At 47.6% G+C, this 23517-nt stretch carries 16 protein-coding genes; 2 read left to right on the top strand and 14 right to left on the bottom strand.

What is annotated here, in order from left to right; translation table 11 throughout:
- Positions 1-209 precede the first annotated feature (209 nt).
- The 4 genes from RF679_RS08785 to RF679_RS08770 form a co-directional block, all read right to left on the bottom strand.
- Positions 210-899 carry a nitroreductase family protein gene (locus RF679_RS08785; protein WP_309483827.1) on the bottom strand — a complete coding sequence of 230 codons (690 nt, stop codon included), beginning with the start codon at positions 897-899 and terminating at the stop codon, positions 210-212.
- 214 nt (positions 900-1113) lie between these two features.
- Positions 1114-2574: a metalloprotease TldD gene (gene tldD, locus RF679_RS08780; protein ID WP_309483826.1), complete on the bottom strand. Its 1461-nt coding sequence runs from the start codon at positions 2572-2574 to the stop codon at positions 1114-1116.
- Between the two features lie 58 nt (positions 2575-2632).
- Positions 2633-3433, bottom strand: coding sequence for a carbon-nitrogen hydrolase family protein (locus RF679_RS08775; RefSeq protein WP_309483825.1), 801 nt, complete (start codon positions 3431-3433; stop codon positions 2633-2635).
- 61 nt (positions 3434-3494) lie between these two features.
- Positions 3495-7745, bottom strand: coding sequence for a YhdP family protein (locus RF679_RS08770; protein WP_309483824.1), 4251 nt, complete (start codon positions 7743-7745; stop codon positions 3495-3497).
- Between the two features lie 310 nt (positions 7746-8055).
- Here RF679_RS08770 and glnE point away from each other — a divergent pair, with 310 nt between their 5' ends.
- Complete coding sequence (gene glnE / locus RF679_RS08765) at positions 8056-10773, top strand: bifunctional [glutamate--ammonia ligase]-adenylyl-L-tyrosine phosphorylase/[glutamate--ammonia-ligase] adenylyltransferase (RefSeq protein WP_309483823.1); 2718 nt, start codon at positions 8056-8058, stop codon at positions 10771-10773.
- A gap of 117 nt (positions 10774-10890) precedes the next feature.
- Here glnE and pbpG read toward each other — a convergent pair whose 3' ends face one another.
- The 4 genes from pbpG to RF679_RS08745 all read right to left on the bottom strand — a co-directional run bounded on the left by pbpG (position 10891) and on the right by RF679_RS08745 (position 15276).
- Complete coding sequence (gene pbpG, locus RF679_RS08760; RefSeq protein WP_309483822.1) at positions 10891-12006, bottom strand: D-alanyl-D-alanine endopeptidase; 1116 nt, start codon at positions 12004-12006, stop codon at positions 10891-10893.
- A 231-nt stretch (positions 12007-12237) separates the two neighbouring features.
- A complete protein-coding gene (locus RF679_RS08755; protein WP_309483821.1) occupies positions 12238-12939 on the bottom strand; it encodes a nitroreductase in 702 nt (233 codons plus the stop codon).
- A 35-nt stretch (positions 12940-12974) separates the two neighbouring features.
- Entirely contained in the window at positions 12975-14975 is a 2001-nt protein-coding gene (locus RF679_RS08750; protein WP_309483820.1) for an ATP-dependent DNA helicase, read from the bottom strand.
- Between the two features lie 100 nt (positions 14976-15075).
- Positions 15076-15276 carry a YdcH family protein gene (locus RF679_RS08745; protein ID WP_309483819.1) on the bottom strand — a complete coding sequence of 67 codons (201 nt, stop codon included), beginning with the start codon at positions 15274-15276 and terminating at the stop codon, positions 15076-15078.
- 77 nt (positions 15277-15353) lie between these two features.
- Here RF679_RS08745 and RF679_RS08740 point away from each other — a divergent pair, with 77 nt between their 5' ends.
- Positions 15354-16151, top strand: coding sequence for a PP2C family protein-serine/threonine phosphatase (locus RF679_RS08740; protein WP_309483818.1), 798 nt, complete (start codon positions 15354-15356; stop codon positions 16149-16151).
- Between the two features lie 124 nt (positions 16152-16275).
- Here the strand turns inward: RF679_RS08740 and flgL are convergent, their stop codons facing one another.
- The 6 genes from flgL to flgG form a co-directional block, all read right to left on the bottom strand.
- Positions 16276-17499, bottom strand: a complete 1224-nt coding sequence (flgL, locus tag RF679_RS08735; protein ID WP_309483817.1) for a flagellar hook-associated protein FlgL — start codon at positions 17497-17499, stop codon at positions 16276-16278.
- An 11-nt stretch (positions 17500-17510) separates the two neighbouring features.
- The gene (gene flgK / locus RF679_RS08730) at positions 17511-19814 is read right to left on the bottom strand and encodes a flagellar hook-associated protein FlgK (RefSeq protein ID WP_309483816.1); all 2304 of its coding nucleotides are present in this window, start codon (positions 19812-19814) and stop codon (positions 17511-17513) included.
- A 107-nt stretch (positions 19815-19921) separates the two neighbouring features.
- Positions 19922-20827 (bottom strand): flagellar assembly peptidoglycan hydrolase FlgJ, encoded by a 906-nt coding sequence (gene flgJ, locus RF679_RS08725; RefSeq protein ID WP_309483815.1) that lies wholly within the window; start codon positions 20825-20827, stop codon positions 19922-19924.
- An 8-nt stretch (positions 20828-20835) separates the two neighbouring features.
- Positions 20836-21918, bottom strand: coding sequence for a flagellar basal body P-ring protein FlgI (locus RF679_RS08720; protein WP_309483994.1), 1083 nt, complete (start codon positions 21916-21918; stop codon positions 20836-20838).
- 85 nt (positions 21919-22003) lie between these two features.
- Complete coding sequence (locus tag RF679_RS08715; RefSeq protein WP_309483814.1) at positions 22004-22681, bottom strand: flagellar basal body L-ring protein FlgH; 678 nt, start codon at positions 22679-22681, stop codon at positions 22004-22006.
- Positions 22682-22733: 52 nt separating this feature from the next.
- On the bottom strand, positions 22734-23516 hold the full coding sequence (gene flgG / locus RF679_RS08710) for a flagellar basal-body rod protein FlgG (RefSeq protein ID WP_309483813.1): 783 nt from the start codon (positions 23514-23516) through the stop codon (positions 22734-22736).
- Position 23517: the final 1 nt, after the last annotated feature.

Genomic DNA, 23517 nt, shown 5'->3' with positions numbered 1-23517 from the left:
TCCACCGCCACTGGGTTGGAATAGCTAAAGTAAAAGTGAAAGTAAAATCGTACAGCTGCCATTGCGATCCTCATGTTTGAATGAGCTTGACTATAACAACATCTTTGGATGCTTGGCAAGCTTTTTATCCAAATTCAACAAAAAGCTTGATCAAAGCCGCGGGTCAGCGGCATTTTTTATGATTTTGAACGCAACTATGCCCGTCTCAATTACAAGAAACTGGCGATTTCCTCTAAGGGTTTCTTGCGGATATTTGGCACCATACAGTGCTCCGCTGGATGCCCAACGACCAACAGGATGTAAGGCTTTTCATTGTCAGGTCGACCTAACAACTCATTCAAAAATCCCATAGGACTTGGGGTATGCGTGAGTGTGGCCAAGCCCGCGTGATGAAGGGCTGCGATGAGAAAACCCGTGGCAATCGAAACAGATTCCGGAACATAGTAATTTTTTACGGCACTACCATCATCCATCAATGTGCTCTTCTGCCCAAAGATCGCAATCAGGTAAGGAGCTTCCTCTAAGAATGGCTTATTCGAATCAGTCCCCAAAGGTGCTAAGGCATCCTTCCATTCTTGAGGCGCACGACGTTCGTAGAACTCCCTCTCTTCAATCTCCGCTTCGATACGGATTTTCTTCTTCAACTCGGGACTCTCTACAACCGCGAAATGCCATGGCTGATGATTCGCACCAGACGGAGCAGTACCGGCTGCCAATAAACACTGCTCAATTACTTTTCGAGAGACAGGCGCCGAGGAAAACTCACGAATCGTCTTACGCCGTGCAAGATATTGATAGAAGTCTTGTGCGCGCTGTTCCATGATCTCGGGCGGATAGGAGCGATACGTCGTCAGTGGTACGAACTGTGGATCTCCATGATTAAAAGATAGTCGTGACATAAGCTCTCCCGCAAAAAAGCGAACTTTACGCCACCATTCACCCAGCCTCAAGAGTTAACAAAAAAAACCATACGGATTTCAAAAAACAATGCGCTTGAACGAAAAAAAGCGGGGGAAAATATGTATAGACAAGATCTTGTTTTGTCTTGCCCCGATTCGATTTGAAAAAAATGGGGCCCTCAAGACCCCAATGATTTCATATCAGCTCAAAATTTTATGCCGTACCGCCGACGACCAAACCGTCGATTCTTAAGGTCGGTTGACCAACGCCAACTGGTACGCTTTGCCCTTCTTTACCACAAACGCCAACACCACTATCCAATCGCATATCATTACCGATCATGCTCACGCGATTGAGTACTTCTGGCCCATTTCCAATCAAAGTAGCGCCTTTTACTGGATAAGTCACTTTGCCATCTTCAATCATGTAAGCTTCGCTCGCCGAAAAAACGAACTTCCCATTGGTAATATCGACTTGACCGCCACCGAAGTTCACCGCATACAAACCATTCTTCACCGAAGCGAGAATTTCTTCAGGATCCTTATCGCCCGCCAACATGTAAGTATTCGTCATACGCGGCATCGGCAAGTGCGCATAAGACTCGCGACGTGCATTACCGGTCACCGGCATTTTCATTAGGCGCGCATTCATCGTATCTTGAATGTATCCCTTCAAGATTCCGTCTTCAATCAGCGTCGTGCATTGCGTAGGGTTACCTTCATCATCGATATTGAGCGAGCCACGACGATGCAACAAAGTACCATCATCGACTACAGTAACACCTTTCGCTGCGACGCGATCGCCGATGCGTCCAGCAAAAGTACTTGAACCTTTGCGGTTGAAGTCACCTTCTAAGCCGTGTCCAATCGCCTCGTGCAACAAGACACCTGGCCAACCTGAGCCCAATACCACCGTCATCGGGCCAGCAGGAGCAGGACGTGATTCCAAATTAACTAAGGCAGAATGCACCGCATCTTGCGCGTACTGTTCGAGCACGGCATCGCTGAAGTAGGAAAAGTCATAACGTCCTCCGCCGCCGCTGGAACCCGTCTCACGGCGGCCGTTTTGTTCCGCGATCACCGTTAGCGACATACGCACCAGCGGACGCACGTCAGCCGCGATTAAACCGTCACTGCGCGCTACCAAAACCACGTCGTATTCACCAGCTAAACTTGCCATCACTTGCACAACCCGAGGGTCTTTGGCTCGCGCCATCTTTTCAATGCGCTCTAATAATGCGACTTTTTGGTTAGCATCGAGGGATGCCAAAGGATCCGACTGCAAATACAGCTGATGGCCTTGCAACGCAGTCATACTGGATGCAACTTTAATTTTACCGGAGCCAGAACGAGCAATCGTTCTAGTCGCAGCAGCGGCATCGAGCAAAGCCGATTCTGAAATTTCGTCAGAATAAGAAAATGCTGTCTTATCACCCGACACGGCACGCACGCCAACACCTTGATCAATCGAGAAACTACCCGTTTTAACGATGCCCTCTTCTAAACTCCAGCCCTCATTTTTGGTGAATTGAAAATACATATCTGCATAATCAATCTTATGAGAGAACATGGTCTTCAACGCTGCTTGCAATTTCGCTTCATCCAAACCGAATGGGGTCAACAAAATGTCGCGCGCGATGGCGAGATGTTTCAAATTTGAATCAAAGGGTGTCATTATTTTTGGATCTTTCAATTTCAGTCACAAGATGGATGTACCGACCATCAACAAACCATCAACAAGCAATTTTCCGATGCTGCAACGCTGGCAAATTAGCCCGCATTTTTCCCATATTTTCGAGGTCTAAATCACCTACGCAAATACCTTCGCCTTCATCAACACAGTCGATAATCTTACCCCATGGGTCAATTAGCATGCTATGGCCCCAAGTACGACGACCATTTTCATGCAAACCACCTTGGGCGGAAGCAAGCACGTAGCATTGATTTTCAATGGCTCGTGCGCGCAACAAAACTTCCCAATGTGCCTGACCTGTCACATGCGTGAACGCCGCGGGCAATACCATGAGGCTGCATTGTCCCATACTTCGGAACAACTCTGGGAATCGTAGATCATAGCAAATTCCTAAACCAACTTTCCCGATGGGAAGCTGAAAACTACCGACTTCATGCCCAGGGGTGATGGTATTTGACTCCTGGTAAGACTCATCCCCATTTCTAAAGCCAAACAAATGAATCTTGTCATATCTTGTAACGAGTTCGCCTTGTGGCCCATACGTCAGACAGGCATTGTAAATCTTGTCAGTTATTTCCGATTTGAGAGGGATGGTGCCACCAATCAAATAGATCTCTAACTCCTGTGCCAAGGCTTGCATAAAATCTTGCAAAGGGCCCTGGTCAAACGTTTCTGCGCACAGTACTTTGTCCTGATCGCGCAATCCCATGATCGACCAGTATTCAGGTAATGCAATTAACTCAGCACCTTCTAGCTTCGCTTGTCGAATCAGGCGTTCAGCCGTGGCCATATTCGTAAGAGGCGATGCACTAGAAACCATTTGTATCGCTGCGATTTTCATGACGTAGTCCTACTTTCATTCTTTTAATGATTAGCACCTCGTTACACCGATAATCTCGGTCTTACGGTTTTTTCTGTGTAGCGCTGTCTGCCTGATCCGCTTTCAATTTGTCCGCCTTCAACTTTTCAGCTCTTTGTTTTTCCAAAATAGCCTGACGCTCGGCATTCTCAAGTTTGACGACGACCGGATCAGTCCATGGGCCGGTGACTCTGTACTCATAAGTGAATGCCCTTTTCAACGGGTCTTTAAAAAGCAATTGCGCCAAGAATGTACCAAGTCCCACCACAGGATTCACCGCTAAACCATACACCATAGAGGCCGCTCCAACATTCAAATCAGGAATCACTGCCACATGTAAGTCTTGAATTTCCTTACCAATATCTGCATTGCCCTCCATCAGCACCGTCGCGCTGACACTGTTCATCTTCAAATTATCCGTATGCGCCACACCCTTTTCGATACGTGCCGTGCCTGCAATCGTATCAAAAGCAAAGCCCTCTGAAAAAACGTCTCTAAAATCAAGTGTGAAACGGCGCGGGATTGACTGCATATTAAGGACCCCGATCAGTTTCGATCCCGCCGGATCAACCTTCAAAAATTGGCCCGCGCTCATTTTTAATTGCAACTGCCCAGCAAGGCTTGGGATATCAAATTCGAACGGAAGCCCCTGCCAATTGACGTCCCCTTCGATCTTTCCCTTCCCTGCTCTCATCAATTCCTTAAACCCGAATCGCTCAAGCAGGAAACCTGCGTTCGCAATATCCAGCGAAAAATTCAATGCTGTCTTACTGACGTGATCGCTTACATTCCAACTACCATTCGCCTTGAGTTCAGCATCTTCATTCTTTAATCGAAGCTGCTCAATCACCCACTGTCGCTCATTACTCTTTCTGACGTTTTTTGCCGCCAAATCCAAATGGCCCAGTGTTTTTCCATAAAGTTCGAATTGGTCAGCTTGTACCTCAAGCGCAGGTAAGCTCTGAGGCAAATTTTTCGCCTGCAATAGCTCTCCGACCTCGCCCGCCGCTGACTTCGGTATCGACAAGCGAGATAGTTTTGCTGCGATTAAGCCTTGCTCATGGCGTTCATTTGGAGGGCTCCATGACAACGCTCCTGAAATCTGTTTCGCATCGACATTTGCTTGCCATGAATTGCCACTTCGCGACGCACCGACAACCAATTTATCAAGGCGTTTCCCCATCACTACTAAGGTATCAGTCGTAAGAGAAATCTTCTTTGGCATGACATATTGCAACATCTCAGACTCGGAGTTCACACTAGTCGAGGCAGTCAGTTGCGACCCGTTCTGGTCGAACAATCGAGCCCAATCGTCAAGAACCAAGCTTTTAAGATTCAACTGAGTTGTCAGGCCATCTTCAGGAATACTCAGCGGTGCATTAATACCGATCGCACCTCGAACCACCTGAGTTTTCGCTCCATTTTCAAGTTTACGACGCCGTTGATACTGCGCCAAAAGCCGCTCGCCAACAGCGACTTTCACTGTATCCCGAAGCTCAGAATGATCGCTGGCAGGCTCTGGCTGTAGCTCGAAATGCAGCGGCAAATTTTCAGTCGGCAGCTTTGCAAACGGCTCTGGCAAATCGATTCCAAGGCCTTGCAGATTACTCTCGACGATCACTTCAAGTGCACGTCGCTTCACATTCACTTGCGTGAGATAACGGCTATTCCCACTCAGTTTTGACAAAAGCGGTGTTAATTCAGAGCCCTTGAATTGATTTTGGATGCCATCACTCGTCGCGACACCTTCAAATCGCATCCGGATTGAACCATCTTTTTGTGTCCCACCCGAAGCGACAAGAGGCCCACCTAAGGCCTGCGCTTTCAAACCATATAAATTCAGACCACGCTCATTAAATTCGAGTTTGCCGGTGATACCAGAGATATGAGGCAAACTAGTTTGCAATTGACTTTCATTACCATTCAATTGCAGCACGCCAGTTACTTTTGAATCAATAATATTATGCAGTGGCAAGAACAATTTCAGCCCTAGCTGCGCATTACCCGAGCCTGTCGCGTCGTGCAAGAATTGACCTAACCATTCATCCACGGGACTTGCCTTGACATACCCAAACATCGCCTGCAAATTTCCTGTCGCATTACCATCAATTTGCAGCACTGCTTCGTGACTTGCTAAATCAGGAATGACTGCAACGACTTTGTTGAGTGGCACTTGATTCGTCAACGCCGATTCTGCCCGAATCTCCATACGCGACTTTTCAAATACAAAACCACCTTTGATGGAGTCAATCACCGGCCAAAATGGTGCCACGCCGTCCTTGGCATACACGCCAGGCAAGAAATTAAGTTTGCCATTGGCAATATTGCCCTTAACGATGAACTCGCCATTCGCGCGCCCTTTACTGTCTAGTCCCGTAAATGGAAAATCGCGTAAGCGTCCATTCAATCGCAGGCTTACGTTATTTGCTTTACCTTCGAGTAATGCGCTTGAGAGCCAATGTCTGAGATGCTCGGGTGTTTTTTCCGGAATGTAGCGAGTGATGGTGCGTAGGTCAAAACCATCTAACTCGCCCTGTAGTTCGACCTCACCCAAATCCATTTGCGTAAGGTCGCGGCGGTGCGAGCCATGCACACGTCCATGTGTACCATTCTGTTCGAATTCGAGATTTTGAATTTCGAATCGCAGACTTTGATTATTTTGAATATCCCATTTCGACTGCAACACAAAACGATCGAATGGCATTTCAGGATCAACAAAATAGCTCGGTAACTGCAGTTTCAGATCTTTCGAATCTAGACTCAGTCGACCACCCTTTTCGTTGGCGCTGATACTTCCACTCACATTATCAAACCCTGGTATCGCAGGAAATCCAGCCCGTGCTGGTATCTTGCCAGATTTAGCTCGCGCCAACTGAGCTTTGAGCGGCCGCATTTCCAAACCCGAGAATTCACCATCGATCGTATAGCTTGTAACATTCGGAAGGCTACCCTGCCAACGCGCAGTAAAATCTTTCAATACGCCTTTAGGTGCAACGTCGATTAAGAGTCGTCGTTGATCAGCTGGAAGCGGCAAATGTTCGGCAAAATTCGCGATCGATTGAAGATCCAAAAGCTTTGCGTGTAATTCGACTTTTTCAGCTTGATCCTTATGTGCGGGAACATAGGTTTCACGGACACTTGTTGAAGGCAAAATCTTGCCGTCACGTGTCTGCATCGAGAAATTTTCAACCGCGATGCTATGCCCAGTTTGTCCCAAAATGTTCGGCAAATAACGATAGTCCTTGATCACGCGTTCGGTGGCGATGACTCTGCCACTGATGTAGTCCATGTCGAGCGGCGGAAGATCTTGTCTGAAGCGTCCCAAAACATCGCGCAATGCGAGATCTGCAGTGAAGTCCGCGACATGTCCACCTTCGAGCCTCAGCCAAGCTTTAACGGCGCCAACAGATTTCTCGAGCGTGAAAGGCAAACTCACATAGTTTTTGAGCTTAGGAAGATCCGCCTCTTTCAGATCCAGAAAAATCTCACCTGACCAAGACCCGAGATCTAACTGCTTCTTTGCAAATAGGGACTGGTGCAAATTGAGACGAAGATCAATTGGCGCGGCAAGTACCGCGGGAGGTGTCGCCTGAATCGCGAGGCGATGATGTCGCCATTCGTTACGCACCAGGAGATTGAAATTATCAAGTTCAAGCTGTTGTTCAGGCTTTACATCATTGATCCAGACAAAACGTCCATTCGCAATACTGAGTTCATTTTGTGCAAGAATCCATGACAGCGCCCTCTCTGCGCTATCCCCGCCTGGCTTCGATTCTGCTAAGCGAAAACCTGCAACTTCAATTTGCCCATCAGATAAACGACGAGCTTGTAGACTTGGACCAACCAGTTCAAAACGCGAAAATCGTAAATCGAAGGCAAAAATACTCCACCATGAGATTTGCGTGTGCACCTCAGGAAGCACAAGTGCTGGATTGCCGTTTGCATCGAGTACTCGCACATTTTGCAAATCGATTTCTGGATGCCAACCCTGCCAACGCGCATGCAAACCACCTATTTTGACTTCACGATGCAGCTGTTTAGAAGCGTAGTCCTCAAACTCCGGCTTGTAATTTTCAAGACTCGGTAAAACGAGGAAGCGCGAAACCAAAAACAATGTCGCCAGTAAGAAATAGGCAAGGAGAAAACTTCTCCAGCACCAACGCAAAGTGAAACGTGCAGTGCGTCCACTGTGATGAGCAGTAACTAAGCAAAATCCCTTAAAGTTGCGCCAGAGGGAGCGCGGCGCTCGCCCAGTTGCATGAAGTTGCTTCTGTGAGGAGGAAAATTTAAACATCAACGGCGAATTATCGAAAACCTATACTGCAGTATGCTGAAGAACGAAGGTGCAAAATACAAGAAGAATCCATCGAAACGACCGAAGATCTCTAAAATATAACAATGAGTATCTCAAGAATACAGTAACTATCTGCACATTTTCTATAGGGCGCCAGTGCAACAACGATCCCGAATACATCAGCGGCATGACACTATCACAGTAAGCATTCTAGGTGGAAATTGCTTGATCGCTTACAATCAAAACAAACACCAAACTGCTTGTTTTAGCGGTGACAGGCAAACACTAACATTTTGTGATCATAATTTCAATGAATGTTCATCCTATCCTCAGCCTCAATGGAACCCTCGATTCACGTTTTGTACACAGATGGCTGGCAGCCAAAGAAGATCGCGCCGACAAACTAAAGGAATGGACAAAATCACCTTTAGACTCAAAGAAATTTCCTGAGTTATTGAAATCCGAATCTGATGACGGTCTCGCGCTTGGGGCGGCGATGCGACGCTCAAGGAATTTGCTAATGGCAAGCTTGATTAGTCGTGATCTGGAAGCTAAGGCCGAACTACATGAGGTCATTACGGCAATTAGTCACTTTGCCGACTTCGTGATTCAAACTCATCTAGCTGAGCTTAATGCCGAGATGACTGCGCAACATGGTCAGCCAATTGGCGAAGAGAGTCATAGCGTTCAAGAACTGATTGTGCTTGGCATGGGAAAACTTGGCGGTTATGAGCTCAATGTATCCTCCGATATCGACCTTATTTTTTGCTACAACGAAGACGGTGAAACCAACGCCACAGGTGATCAGCGCCAACTGTCGAACCATGAATATTTCAGCAGGCTAGGAAAAAAACTCATCGCCGCCATTTCCGAAATTACTGAAGATGGTTTTTCTTTTCGCGTCGATATGGCCTTACGCCCGAATGGAGCCTCCGGTCCCTTGGTGGCAAGCTTCGGCATGATCGAAGACTATTTCTTAGTGCAAGGCCGCGAATGGGAACGTTATGCCTGGGTCAAAGCACGGGCAATCACGGGACGCAGTGATGATATTGCGGCACTCCAGAAGCTCATTTTCCCTTTCGTCTACCGACGCTACCTCGATTACGGCGTAATTGATTCGCTGCGCAATATGCATCATCAAATTCGTGCGGAAGTCGTGCGGCAAGAAACTCGTCATCCTGAACGCGGCATCAATGTTAAGTTAGGTCGCGGTGGCATACGTGAAGTGGAATTTCTCGCACAAGTTTTCCAATTAATTCGAGGAGGACGCGAGGCACATTTACGCGACCGTTCAACTCGACAGACACTACTTACTTTAGCCGAAAGCTGCATTCTTGATAGTTTGGTTATCGATAAGCTGTTGGATGCCTACACTTTCCTTCGCAACGTCGAACACCGTTTGCAGTACTTGGATGATGCGCAAACCCATATTTTTCCGAGTAATCGCGAAGACCAAAACCGCATCGCCAACATGATGGGGTTCGATGATGTAGACGCCCTCAATCAAGTCTTGCTGCCACACATGCGATTTGTTGCTGAACAATTTGACGCTATCTTTAAGGACAAGACGGATCAAGAACAGCAAATAGACGCGTCGGCACTGAGCGGCGAGGACGCCAATGAAACAATAGTACAGCACCTTGAGTCGCTGAATATTGCTGATCCAAGTAGTATTGCACAACGCATCGCGGCCACTTGGCAGTCCCCCAAAGTGCAAGCATTGAGTGAGGGCACTCAAGAGAAAATCACTCGTTTGATCAATGCTGCACTCAATGCAATCGCAACACAAACTGAAAAACAAGCGGAGACCTTAGGACGATTTCTAGACTTCCTGGAACACATCGTTCGACGCACAGCCTACTTATCGCTCTTACTCGAATTTCCACATGCATTAGAACGTGTTGTACGCATGATGGCCGCCAGCGACTGGGCTGCGAAATTTCTCAATCGGCATCCTATTCTTCTCGACGAATTACTCGATGAAACAGTTCTCCATCAGGTTCCCGATTGGGAGATGTATGCCGACGAACTTCGCGAGACCATGCAGGCTCACAACGGTGATATCGAAAGCCAATTAGACTGCCTACGTGAATCCCATCACGCTTTGTTATTCCGCTTACTCGCGCAAGATCTTGAAGGGCGCGTCTCTGTAGAACATCTCGCTGACTTACTATCTAAGCTCGCCGACATTATTGTCGAACAAGTAGTCAACAGCGTGTGGCAAAGCATTCCAAATCGACATCTAGACAAACCTCAGTTCGCCGTCATCGCCTACGGAAAACTTGGAGGCAAAGAACTCAGTTATGCATCTGATCTCGATCTCATTTTTCTGTACGAGGACGATGACCAAGAGGCTCCCGCATTGTATGCAAAACTCGCGCAGCGCTTCATCACTTGGATGACCACCCATACCGCCGCGGGGATCTTATTCGATATTGATATCGCATTACGGCCCGATGGTGCCAGTGGACTGATGGTCTCGTCCCTCAATTCCTTCGCCCGCTATCAAGAAAAGTCTGCTTGGCTGTGGGAACACCAAGCACTTACACGTGCGAGGTTCTGCGCTGGCGATAAGCAGATTGGAGCGAAGTTTGAAACAATTCGTAGTACTGTTTTGCGCCAAACACGAGACGAAGCGAAGCTCAAAGAAGAAGTGATACACATGCGAAAACGTATGCGCGAAGCAAACGTCAATCGCACTGAATTATTCGATCTTAAACATGATTTCGGTGGCATGATCGACATCGAGTTTATCGTTCAATTTCTGATTCTGCAGTATGCCCAAGTCCATCCCGAACTGACTGGAAATCTTGGCAATATCGCCTTGCTCAAGCGTTGTGGAGAACTCGGTTTGATTCCCGCAGACCTTGCAAGTGCGACCGCAAACACGTATCGCCAGCTACGTAAGTATCAGCATAATATTCGCCTGCAGGGAGAAGAAAAGGCCAGAGTGAAACGAGAGAAAGTTCAAGAGTCCATTGTCGCTAGTACCAATTTATGGGAGTTGCTCTTCGAAGACGTTCAGTAGTGCCAGTACCATCATGTAGCTTGTGTAACTCGTGAGTATTGCAGTGCACTCCCAATAGAAAAGCCCCGCGTTTCCACGCAGGGCTTTAGCATTTAATGAACCTTGAAGGCGCCCCAACTACATATACTGTTTCGCTTGCGGATGCATCGTTGCTTGTATCCATTTCTTGATCCGACCAGCATCAGCCAAACGCGAATATTTACCCTTGGAATCGAGGAATACCATTACAACGTTTCGCCCCTCGATAATGGCCTGCATCACCAAGCACCGTCCAGCCTCAGAGATGTATCCTGTCTTCTGTAAACCGATATTCCAATCTGGCTCTGCAACCAATTTATTTGTCGTCCCATATTCCAAGGTACGGCGGCCATTTGGATTTGGCGTCACCACATATTTGGAATCGGTGGAATACTCGCGGATCAAAGGATATTGATATGCGGCGTTAATCAGCTTTACCAAGTCTCGCGCACTCGCAACGTTTTTGCTCGACAATCCGCTTGAATCGACGTAGTTGGTATCATTCATTCCTAATTGCTTTGCCTTGGCATTCATCGCGTTCACAAAGGCAGGCAAACCACCCGGATAATTTCGGCCTAATGCGGAAGCCGCACGATTTTCTGAGCTCATCAAAGCGATATGCAACAAATCAGCGCGAGACAGTTTTGCCCCTACTTGCAAACGAGAGCCAGTACCCTTCTCTTTGTCTAAATCTTCATTGGTAATCTCAATCATCTCATTGAGATCTAGCTTGGCTTCGACGACGACGAGGCTAGTCATCAACTTGGTGATCGAAGCAATCGGCAAAGATACTTCAGCATTTTTCTCGAACAAGACTTTCGAGCTATCTTGATCGACAACATATGCAACGTTCGACGCTAAAGCCAATGGATCATCTGAATGTTTGAGACCGGCTTTATCTCCGATACTAGGACGATCTATCACCTCCACATGGCGCACCACAGCACGCCCGCGAGCTTGAGACTTCGGTGCCTTCCCCTTCGCTAGTTGCGTTTTCGTATGGCGCGAAGTCTTTGCATTTTCTTGTTTAGATTTGCCAGCGCTTGCTTTGCCAGAACTGGTCTTGCTAGCGTGTTTTTTATGTGTGGCAGCGGTCGCTTGATCTGCCAAACCAAGAGTCATGAGGGGTGCAGCAAGAAGCGTTGCGAATAATGTGGCCTTAGCGGGACGAGAAAACATAAGCCTGAGCTTAGACATCCATTGAGTTGCAAGCATTCATACCTCCTTCAAACAAAAATTCCTAGCGGAAAGAAGTTTAACAAATTTGTGACAATTCGCAAGAAAATTAAATACTTAGCGCAGATTCTTCACACAAAACATTCGTAAATATGAAACATCATATCAAAGGATTTCCAAACGGCAAGAATTTTTCTTATCAAACGCCATTAAGCACTCCGTCAATAGCATCGCGGTGATGAGATTTCGAAGACTTAGTGTATCGCCTTTTTAATCGAAGAACCGAGCAAACTCGTCCACCTTAGCGCGCTCAGTTTTCAAGGTGTTCTCAATCTTACTTTCGTCGGCATAACCAAGCGCCATTCCGCAAACGACCATTTGGTCAGCAGGAATCGCCAGATGTTCGCTGATAATTTTATGATATTGAGTAAAGGCTGCCTGTGGGCAGGTATCCAAACCGCGCCCACGAGCGGTAATCATGATGTTCTGCAAGAACATCCCATAGTCCAACCAGGAGCCTTGTTGCATGACACGATCAATCGTGAAGATAAAGCCTACAGGCGCATCAAAAAACTGGTAATTGCGACCATGTTGGGCATGCATGCCCTGCTTGTTCTCTCGCCCTAAGCCCAATAAGGCATAAAGATCCCAACCAACTTTGCGACGCCGATCGATATATGGTGAGCGCCACTCGGTGGGATAGTAGTTATACTCTTCAGTGTGACTGCGTGCGACCTCAGGATCATTATGCGCGGCCAATATTTTTTGTTCCAATTGCGTTTTGCTGTCACCACTTACAACATAAACCTTCCAAGGTTGAGTATTGGTTCCCGATGGCGCTCTAGCAGCCACCCGCAAAATTTCCTCGACATCACCCCGCTCAACTTGAGTAGGCAAAAACGCACGTATAGAACGACGACTAATAATCGCTTCATCCACTATTCTTTGCTTATCGTTTTCAATCACGTTCATGTCTCCCACACAAAAAAGTCCGATTGAGAAATGCATTAAATCGGCACGTCTTTCTCAAAAAAACGCACCGCCACCGCGAGTTCACGTGTTCGCGCGAAGGGAGGCAAGCTCTGCCAAATCCGACGTCCGTAAGGCTTACTAATCAAGCGAGGGTCGCAAATCATCAATACCCCACGATCTGTCTCGTCACGAATTAAACGCCCAGCCCCTTGTTTCAAATTGATGATTGCTTCTGGCAATTGATGATGAACGAAACCATTCAATCCCTTCTTTTCCATCGCTTCAATCCGCGCGGCTAGAACAGGATCATCGGGAGGCGCGAACGGCAGCTTATCAATCACTACTAAGGACAAGGCTTCACCACGCACATCCACACCTTCCCAAAAACTCTGACTACCAATCAAAACACCATTACCCGCTATCCTAAATCGATCCAAGAGTTCAGTTCGACCCGCATCGCCTTGCACAAATAAGGGGAAGACCAGTCCACGTTTTTCAAATTCTGATCGTAATTTCTCAGCACACTGTTTGACCGCCTTGTTGGTCGTGCAGAGGAGAAAAGTACGACCACCGGCCGCTTCAATCAGGGGCAACGCCGCATCAACCACGGCCTCGGTATACCCCCAACTATTGGGTTGCGGCATACTCTCGGGCACGTACAAGAGACCCTGCTCTTGATAATTAAATGGACTTGGCCATGTTTTGGCTGGCTGGTCCCACAATCCCATCTGAGAGACGTAATGACTAAAGTCATTTTTGACGGCCATGGTCGCAGACGCAAAAATCCATGCACGCGGCACGCCTTCACGCTGTTTATTGAAAATTGGAGCGATCGACAACGGCGTCTTATGCAGTTGCAAGGAACTTGAATAGGCTTCTACCCACAACACACATTCAGGACGCCCTTTTGCTTCTTTTGAATCAGCAGGAAACTCGCGCCAATCCTCCAACTTCGTCAATAGGTCGATGGCACGCACGCGGCACTGCTCTATTGTTTCTGCGCGCTCAGCTTGTTTTTCCAACACAGAAATAAGGTCGTCTAACTTTTCCTTTAGAGTTTCTAAATGGGGAAAAAACTCACTCGATGGCGCAATTTGCGCCAAGGACATGCGAATCGAATCTTGCGCGAACGCCAAACGCAAATCCCGCGCAGCGCGTTCCACTGGTGCGACGATAGCAGCCCATTCCGCTCCATCCCGCGCATGCGATAATCCCTCTGCGAGACTGTCGCGGCAAAGTTCCAAGATCTGCGAAGTCGAAATACTATCCCCGAAAAACAAGGTCGCAGTCTCTGGCAACTGATGTGCCTCGTCGAAAATAACCGTATTTGCCGAAGGCAGCAACTCAGCGATACCGGTATCTTTCAAGGCCAAATCGGCGAAGAATAAATGATGATTGACCACCACCACATCAGCCTGCTGCGCTTCCTTGCGCGCCTTCATCACAAAACAATCTTGGTAATACTGACATTCCGAGCCCATGCAAGTATCTTTGGTTGAAGTCACTAGACTCCATATCGAGGCACCTTCTGGCACCCTTGCGAGCTCTGACTTATCACCACTGCTAGTCGTCTTGATGAAACGAGAAATATCGCGCAAGTAGCCAACATCTTCGCGTGTAGTGAGGCGTCCGTTCTGTAAAGTACGCTCTAAATGAAAATGACAGACGTAGTTTGCGCGCCCCTTCAACAAGGCGACCGATACTGGAGCCTTAAGCACCTTCTTAATCGTTGGAATGTCCCGCAAATAAAGCTGATCTTGCAGATTCTTTGTACCGGTAGATACGATGGTTTTGCCGCCCCACAATAGAGCCGGAATCAAGTACGCATAAGTCTTACCAGTTCCAGTCCCCGCTTCTGCCAACAGGGTCGATTGCTGCTCAATGGCTTGCAAAATCGATTTAGCCATCTCAATCTGAGCCGCACGCGGGCGATATCCTGCGATCGACGTGCTTAACAGTCCTGATTCGCCAAATATTTGCTCAAGTTGAGCCTCATGTGGACTGGAAATGCTTGCTTCGTTTGATAAATCAGTCAAAATAAAAACACTATGAAAAGTTCAGATCGAAGCCTAAGCTTCTTGCACCTTGGTGCCGGTTATTAGATAGATCTACTAGGCACCAAGAGAAATCAATAGATTAAGCTGGGATATCGGGGGACAGTTGCATTTTTAAAAGGGCAATATAATCCTTCAACTGAAGCTTGCGCTTTTTAAGGCGACGTAGTTGCAGCTCATCATGATTTGGATCTTTTGTTAAGGTCTCGATTACGGTATCAAGGTCGCGATGTTCCAACTCTAGTTCGCAAATGCGCATTCTAATTTGATTTGTATGATCCATAATCTTTCAGAACGAGTAAAATAAGGTGAATTCTTGTCTAACTTGGAAATAGTTACTAGTGTAATCTACCCTGACGTATGAGCCAATATAAGATCGAAGCGGGCACAGCCCAACACATCGGCGACCGCAAAGAACAACAAGACCGAGTAGCGCTTTTCGCCGCTCCAAATGCACCGGGACACATGATGGCCGTGGTGGCCGATGGTATGGGTGGAAAGAGCGGCGGCGCGATTGCAGCCGAACAAGTGATTCGTTCAGCGAAAATGCTGTTTGATGAGTTTTTCCCTGGAAATGACATTAATGCAATGCTCGAAGCAATTGTTCAAGAGGCGCACACAGTCATTAAATTATCAGCAGTCTCCTCTGAAAAAGAACCACATAGTACGTTCGCGGCCTTGGTCATTTCTCCACAGAAGGCAGTTTGGGCGCATGTTGGCGATTCACGACTTTATCGCTTTTCAGGGCCAAATTTCGCGGAAAGAACCAAGGATCACTCTTACGTCGAACGTTTAGTGGACGAAGGCATGATCACTCCGGAAGAAGCCAAAAACCACAAAATGTCGAATGTATTGGTCAACGTACTCGGTTCAAAGAATGCAATTCCATATGTCAGTTTTGGGGAAAAACGAGACTTGGTGGCTGGAGACTCTTTTCTGCTCTGCTCCGATGGTTTATGGCACTACTTTAGCGATTCTGAGCTTTCGGTCGCGGTTGGTGCTAGCACACCGCGCCAGGCCTCAGAGCTAATGATTCGCAAGGCGCGTGAGCGTGCCAATTCACATGGCGACAATATCTCATTTGCGATCGTGAAACTATCTCCACAACCGATCGAGCAAAAAACCTACGTTGCCGAAAAAATGACGAGAGTTATTTAGTTTAAATTTAGCCTAAATTTTAATTAAGGCTTTTTTGGGGTTCACTCAGTTAGTTTAGGATCAATGATAAAGGGGCGCAACAAGCGCCCCTTTATCATTTTTATGTCACTGCAAATAGCCAGCATTAATTCATAAAGTTAAACAGGGACAATGAGGTCGCCTTAATGAATGATTGCTGTGCGGCTTGCAAAACAACTTGGTTTTGGTTGAGTTCTGTTATTGCCTTTGCATAATCGAGGTCTTGAATTTCAGAAAGTTCTTGCTTGTAAACTAAGCCCAAGCCCTCCCCCCCTGCATCCAATTGTTCTAGCTCTTTCAAGCTTGTACCGAAATTCGTACGAGCAATCAGGACGTTCGACAACGACTTATCGACATTGCTGTTTGCCTGTTGCAATCGCCATCCCAAATCGGCCTTGCCTTGCACCGTCGAGGCGGGTGTCTTCAGCGCGTTGATTGCGTCCGTAATGGTTTCAAAAATATTCTGATTGCCGGGCTGGATAACAAATTTATCGCCTGGGCCCGGAGCACCATTTGCGCCCGGTGCGGTCGTAATAGAAATATCTATCCCATCCACTGTTACGGTGGCTGGGCTCACATATGCAGTGGAAGGTACGACAGTGGTATTTGTTGTTGTGTTCTGAACGGTAAAATTCAATCCCGTGTTATCAAAAACCACCTCATAGTTATTTCCGGTCAAGTTCGCACTGGTCGGCACATTAATCGCTGCTGAGAAAGTGGGAGTACCAGCATTTAATGGATTCGGGACTACATTGAACTGATTAGGGGACGTACGGATGTTTCCAAAAATCGCTTCACCAACATCGCTGATAGGGATTTGACGTGAGGTGTCGACTTGAATCGCGCGCGCTCCCTGATCGCCATTGTAAGCCGCTCCACCTTGGGTTTTAGTGTATGGCGCAACGGTCGAAGAAAAGCCTGAGAATAAATAAGCTTCCGTTCCATCCGTTGAATTTGCCAGACCAAACAGTTGATCAAGATTTCCTTGCAATTCATTTGCAATATAAGTGCGTTCCTGATCTGTCAGAATACCGCTGCCCGCACTGATTAACAGGGACTTCACATTACTGAGTGTACTTGATACATCCCCAAGGCGGCTCTCAGCAATGCTGAGCGTATTGGTCGCACTCTTTCGGTTGATTGCGAACTGATCATTAACCGCATCAGCCTGGGTAATGACCAAGGCTCTCGCTGAACCAATTGGATCATCCGATGGGGTCAGGATGCGACGTCCCGCTGCGATCTGTTGCTGAGTGCGGTTTAACGCGGATTGCAAGTCACTGATCCGACCGCCGCCTGTTTGAAAAATCGTTGATGTACTAATTCGCATAATTTCACCTATCAGCGACCTAAAGCCAAGAGAGCGTCAAACAATTGACTTGCGATTTGCATTAACTTTCCAGCGGCTTGATATGCTTGTTGATAACGAAGCAAATTGGCTGCTTCTTCGTCGAGATTGACGCCAGATTCTGACTGCTGTGCCTGCACTGCCTGATCGAGAAGCTTTGTTTCTGCCGTATTGGTGACTTCGAGCTCATGGGTCTTATTACCAATCAAACTCACAAATTGGCCATAGGCTCCTTGAAAACTAGTACTCCCAGAAGACATCGTATTTTTTGTCTGTAGGCCTGCTAACAGCACAGCGTTTCGATTATCACCCGTTCCGGAAGCATTATTCGAAATATTGATGACATCGCCGTTTTTGTAAATCCCCGACATGACGAAGCTAGTACCGTTAAAGCTTACTGTAGCGCCTTCCACATAAGGAATCGATGATCCCGCTACATAAGAGGTCACGGTGTTACCATTTTTGACAGTGACGTTTGCATTGGCTGGGAAGCCAGAAAAAGAATTGGTTCCGGAATTAAAAGTCAAAGTGGTTGCTGTAATCGGCGTAGACTTTGCGAGCGTGAAGGTCTCACCCGCACTTGGTGCTGTTGGATTATCTTTGATCGCAAAACACATTCCCGAATATGTGATCGTCGCACCACTGGTGTAAGGAACATTAACCACTTGAGGTGGATTAGCTGCGGGCGCAGCAGCTGCTGCCACTTCATAGTTCGAAGTGACACCACCGCTTGTCACTGAAACCAAAGCACCAATAGGGAAACCAGCCAAGGCATTCGGCCCCGTCGCAAAGGTTAGAGTCAACGGCGAAGCAAGCGTGTTAGTGGTATATGAGTCCGCTACTGTCACGGCACCGATAGTCGCCGTTAAAGAATTGCTTTTGGAAGCAACTGGGCTGTCAATCGTGCCTGCTGTGATTTTACCCGTGCCCAAATTCGTGCTGGGAGTTGTCGTGGATAATGGAACACCCGCCGCGATTTTTGCAACATCAGTAATGGCTACACGCAAAGTTGCTGCCGCTCCCGCGGTTGGTTTTACCAAGTATTCATCATTCACCGCGGGCAACACGGTAGTTGACTGTAGATTAAAGGTAATTCCATCCACAACCGCAGGAAGGCTGTTCGATGTCTGAACCGTGCCATCACTAACTCGCGTAATCTTGAAGTAATTTGGATTCGGTACCGTTCCAGCCAAATATTGCACACGATAGTCGCTCAAGGTGAGCGCGCCGACATCGGCAAACGTGGCCGCAATATTCGCCGTTCCCGTATTCGCACTGCTTGGGGTTGACACCGGACCAGCCACAGCAAAAAAGTCCGTTCCGATTTGTCCATTTAGGTCTTGCCCCAACTTATGTTGGTCATTAAATTCCGTTGCAATTGCAACCGCAAGTCGACCAATCGAATTGCGTGCAGTGTCAAGCGAATTGGTACGAAAAGCGAAAATACCGCCCAAAGTCCCTCCAGAGATACTTTGCTCATTTAATTGAATGAGACGGCCATTGTTTTCGTATGAAACCTGCATCCGACTGGAATCTGTTAGCGCTGGAGTCGCTTGCAACACACTCACTTTGCTTCCCAAGACGAGTGGCTGTCCTGTTCCGATAAAGATATTGAATTTGCCGCTTTGCTCTACCACGGAAACGTTGACCAACTTGCTTAGTTGAGTCACCGCGTAGTCACGCTGATCTAAAAGATCGTTCGGAGTCGCCCCACCGGATATGCTCTCAGCGGTCTCGATCGAATCGTTGAGATCCGATATCTCTTTGGCGATGCCATTAATTTCCGAAACTGCTTGCGTGATGCGACTGTTAACCTCTTCAGATACTTGATCTAGTTGATCACCCAAATTACCAATACGTGTCGTCAATGCTGAGCCCATCGACAATACTGCTTGACGCGCAGCAGCGCCCGCCGTTCCATTTGGGGTCGATGCCAAATTTTGCATCGCGCTAAAGAATTCCTGCAAACTTGGCGAAATACCGGCAGTTTGATCAGCAACTAAATTATTGATGCGCTGAACCTGCCCCAAGTAGGCTGCAGAATAATTTTGCGCCGCTTGGGTCGCATTAACTTGTTGGTTGACAAACTCATTGTAGATCCGTCGAACTTCCCCGACCTTGGTGCCTTGTCCGATAAAACTACCGCCATCATTTTGAGCGGCTGCGGCACTCTGCAATAGGATTTGTCGGTTATATCCGGGGGTGTTTGCATTGGCGATGTTATGCCCCGTCGTTGCAATCCCTAACTGGGCTGCAGCCAGCGCACTTTGCCCAATTCCTAAAATACTGGTACCCATGATGATCCTATCTTTGCGTTCAACTATCTACGGCAGTCGTTAGCCTATTATCGGGACAATGCGCCGAAACTTTAATTAAGTTATTAAATCGAAAAGAATCGACGAGATCAGCTAAAGGAATGGCGAATGAGAGTATTGAGTTTTTGAGCATAAAACGGATCGGTCGCGTATCCGGCTTTTTGCAGAGCATGCGCGAAACGACTTGGGTCATCGGCGCTTTCCATGACTTTTTGATATCGAGGATTATTGGTAATAAGCTTTGCGTAATCTTTGAAGGCATCACTATAGCTATCGTAAGCACGGAATTTCTCAACGCGTTGTTGTGGCACGCCGTTAATGTACTCAGTTGTCACGGCTTCAACAGTCTTACCCTTCCAATTCGCGCCAGCTTTTATTCCAAACACATTATGACTAGTTGAACCGTCAATCGTTTTGATTTCCTTTCTTCCCCAGCCGCTTTCAAGTGCTGCCTGCCCCAACATGAACTTAGCAGGAATCCCGGTTTCAGCGCTCGCGATTTGCGCTTCGGACGCAAACTTTTCCGTAAAAGCTTGCACGTGTTTCAAGTTGGAGTTACTTACGATGGGCTTGGTATTTTCCAACAGATTCGCGGCGCGGATACTTAATTTCTGTTGATGCAAATATTGGTCAATTCCTGATAACCCACCTAGCTGAGGAGCCGAGGCGTCGCCTTGCACGACCTCTGCGACTGCGTTGTTGGTCATTTGTCGCACCATCACATCGGCCAAACCTAAGCCGCGACTCGCAATCTTTTGAGAAAGCTGTTGATCCAACATCGATGTGTACATCTTGTTCTGTTCGCTGTCGAACATCCCATCTTGGCCACTTGCCTGACGCATCGACTTCAACATCATATTAACAAATAGGGCTTCAAACTGAGTTGCTGCAGCCTTTATCGATTCGGGAGAATTATCCCGCGAACTGCGACGCAATCCCTCCAGTGATTTGGTGTCGAATGCAGCGTTTTCAGAAATGGTCAGTTTGCCTAGCATACCTTACCTCATATGATTTCTAAATCAGCGCGCAAGGCACCGGAGGCTTTCATCGCTTGCAAAATGGCGAGCAAGTCCTGTGGTGTGGCTCCGATGGAATTTAAGGCTTTCACCACATCCGCCAGTGAAGCTCCCGCCTTCAACATAAGAAGTTGTCCGCCTTCTTTCGTGATTTGGATATTGGAGTTACCCGTCGTTGTCGTTTGACCGTCGCTTAAGGCATTGGGTTGACTCACCGAATTTTCGGTGTTCACCACGACCGACAAATTGCCATGAGCGACAGCGCAATTCTCCAGACTGACTGCTTGATTCATCACGATTGAACCAGTACGTGCATTAAGAATGACCTTGGCCGCCATTTTTGCGGGGGTCACTTCGAGGTTCTCTAACGCGCCCAAAAAGGCAACGCGTTGGTCGTTCGGGATAGGCGCTTTTACCTGAATCACCCTTCCATCCATCGCTGCCGCAGTGTTTTCTCCGAATTTTTTGTTAATCGCCTCAACGACCAAGCTAGCGGTCGAGAAGTCACTGTTGTTTAACTCGAGTTGAATAACATTTCCTTGACCAAGTGTCGTTGGCACAGCGCGTTCAACGGTTGCCCCTCCTGAAATTCGACCAACACTCAAATGATTCACCTGTGCCTTACTTCCATTAGCCGAAGCACCTACCCCTCCGACCAGCACATTGCCTTGCGCCATCGCATAAATTTGATTGTCGGCACCCTTGAGCGGTGTCATTAACAATGTGCCGCCACGCAAGCTCTTCGCATTTCCCATAGACGAAACCGTCACATCGAGCATCTGTCCAGGCTGAGAAAATGGTGGAAGAGACGTTGTCACCATCACCGCAGCGACATTTTTCAATTGCAAGCTGGTACCGACTGGCGTCGTTACGCCCATCTGCTGCATCATGCTAATAATGCTTTGTACAGTAAAAGGTGTTTGCGTGGTTTGATCACCGCTTCCATCAAGCCCCACCACGAGACCGTATCCCATCAATTGATTTTGACGTACACCTTGCACACCAGCGAGATCCTTAATCCGCTCAGCGTGCACTGGCATCATCACCAATACCGAAACGGCCGCAATCATACCCGTCACAAACTTCGTGGCATTTTTTTGGGTATTGCGCAACACTAACTTCAAATAGGTTTTCATAAGAGCCTCTCAATCAACATCAGAACGGTAAGAAGCTAAGGAAGAATCGCGTCAGCAAAGAATTGGCTTCAGCGAAATCGACATGAGACGTAGATCGATATTCGAATCGCGCATCCGAAACTTGAGTAGAGGATACGGTGTTTGCGGCAGTAATCGTTTGCGGATTAACCACACCGGAAAAACGCACAAACTCCGCTCCTTTATTGAACGCGATTTGTTTTTCACCGCTCACTAACAAATTACCATTGGGAAGAACGTCGACAACGGTGACTGCAATCGTGCCTGTGAACGTATTGCTTGAAGTTTCGGCGCCCTTTTCATCAAACTTACTGGACGCGGAAGTTGAAATTGAGGCCTTGGCGGTGGTGGTCGAAGGAATGCCAAAAATCGTCGGCGCCGAGAAATTTGCGCCACCGGTTTTGCTGTTGGAGGAAGCCGCGGCCTTTGCTGCAGAAGTATTCTCACTAATAGCAATGGTTAAGACATCGCCCACCATACGCGCCTTGTAATCTTCGAACAAAGGACGATAAGAAGCCGCTTGAAAAATTGCGCCATTGGCTTCTTTCTGGTTCTTAGCACTTTGGCTTCGTACCATTCCAGTCTGATGCACAATGGGTGTCGGCGTCACTGCACAGGCCGATAACGTGACAACTAATGAGGCTAAAAGAATTTTCTTCAAAGTTTTCATGGTCTTCATGGTGTGCCACCACTTTCTTATACAACTGCCGACCTTACGATTGAAACTACCATCAAATTTGCGATAAGCGTTGTAGCATTTGATCGCTGGTATTAATCGCCTTACTGTTGATTTCATAAGCACGCTGCGTTTGAATCATGCTGACCAATTCCTCTGCAACATTGACATTCGACGTCTCCACCATCCCTTGCACCAATAGCCCAGCCCCATTGGTTCCTGGAGCATTCGTGCCCGGATTACCGGAAGCAGCAGTCTCTACATAAAGATTTTCACCCAACGCTTGCAAGCCGGCCGGATTGATAAATGTCGCCAATTGAATCGAACCAACTTGCACTGGTGCGACAGATCCTGGCTGCGTCACCGACACCGTGCCGTCACGCCCCACCGTGATGCTTTGAGCATTCGCAGGAATCGTAATTGCTGGCTGGATGACGAAACCACTGGATGTCACTAACTGCCCCTGGTTATCGACTTGCAAGGAGCCATCGCGGGTATAAGCAGTTGTCCCATCTGGCAGCAATACCTGGAAAAAACCCTGGCCATTAATCGCCACATCTTTATTATTTCCTGTTTGCTGGAGATTGCCTTGGGTAAAAATCCGTTCAGTAGCGACTGGACGAACCCCAACACCTAATTGCAAACCTGAGGGTAATTGAGTCTGCTGCGAGCTTTGCGCACCTGGTTGACGTACGGTTTGATAGAGCAAATCTTCAAACACTGCCCGCGAACGTTTGAAACCATTCGTACTGACATTGGCGAGGTTATTCGTAATCACATCCATCTGTGTTTGTTGTGCGTCGAGGCCCGTCTTCGCAACCCATAGTGAACGTATCATG

Source organism: Undibacterium cyanobacteriorum (genome assembly GCF_031326225.1).
Taxonomy (GTDB): domain Bacteria; phylum Pseudomonadota; class Gammaproteobacteria; order Burkholderiales; family Burkholderiaceae_D; genus Undibacterium; species Undibacterium cyanobacteriorum.
The sequence above is the reverse complement of the archived record's forward strand: the minus strand, read 5'-3'. Positions and strand labels throughout refer to the sequence as shown.

Bases quoted from the DNA above. Each gene is read 5' to 3' on its own strand.
- RF679_RS08755 (WP_309483821.1), bottom strand. From the start codon at position 12,939: ATGAACGTGATTGAAAACGATAAGCAAAGAATAGTGGATGAAGCGATT.
- RF679_RS08715 (WP_309483814.1), bottom strand. From the start codon at position 22,681: ATGAAGACCATGAAAACTTTGAAGAAAATTCTTTTAGCCTCATTAGTT.
- RF679_RS08720 (WP_309483994.1), bottom strand. From the start codon at position 21,918: ATGATTGCGGCCGTTTCGGTATTGGTGATGATGCCAGTGCACGCTGAG.
- RF679_RS08785 (WP_309483827.1), bottom strand. From the start codon at position 899: ATGTCACGACTATCTTTTAATCATGGAGATCCACAGTTCGTACCACTG.
- tldD (WP_309483826.1), bottom strand. From the start codon at position 2,574: ATGACACCCTTTGATTCAAATTTGAAACATCTCGCCATCGCGCGCGAC.
- RF679_RS08745 (WP_309483819.1), bottom strand. From the start codon at position 15,276: ATGGATCATACAAATCAAATTAGAATGCGCATTTGCGAACTAGAGTTG.
- flgK (WP_309483816.1), bottom strand. From the start codon at position 19,814: ATGGGTACCAGTATTTTAGGAATTGGGCAAAGTGCGCTGGCTGCAGCC.
- flgL (WP_309483817.1), bottom strand. From the start codon at position 17,499: ATGCGAATTAGTACATCAACGATTTTTCAAACAGGCGGCGGTCGGATC.
- pbpG (WP_309483822.1), bottom strand. From the start codon at position 12,006: ATGCTTGCAACTCAATGGATGTCTAAGCTCAGGCTTATGTTTTCTCGT.
- RF679_RS08740 (WP_309483818.1), top strand. From the start codon at position 15,354: ATGAGCCAATATAAGATCGAAGCGGGCACAGCCCAACACATCGGCGAC.
- flgG (WP_309483813.1), bottom strand. From the start codon at position 23,516: ATGATACGTTCACTATGGGTTGCGAAGACGGGCCTCGACGCACAACAA.
- glnE (WP_309483823.1), top strand. From the start codon at position 8,056: ATGAATGTTCATCCTATCCTCAGCCTCAATGGAACCCTCGATTCACGT.
- flgJ (WP_309483815.1), bottom strand. From the start codon at position 20,827: ATGCTAGGCAAACTGACCATTTCTGAAAACGCTGCATTCGACACCAAA.
- RF679_RS08775 (WP_309483825.1), bottom strand. From the start codon at position 3,433: ATGAAAATCGCAGCGATACAAATGGTTTCTAGTGCATCGCCTCTTACG.
- RF679_RS08770 (WP_309483824.1), bottom strand. From the start codon at position 7,745: ATGTTTAAATTTTCCTCCTCACAGAAGCAACTTCATGCAACTGGGCGA.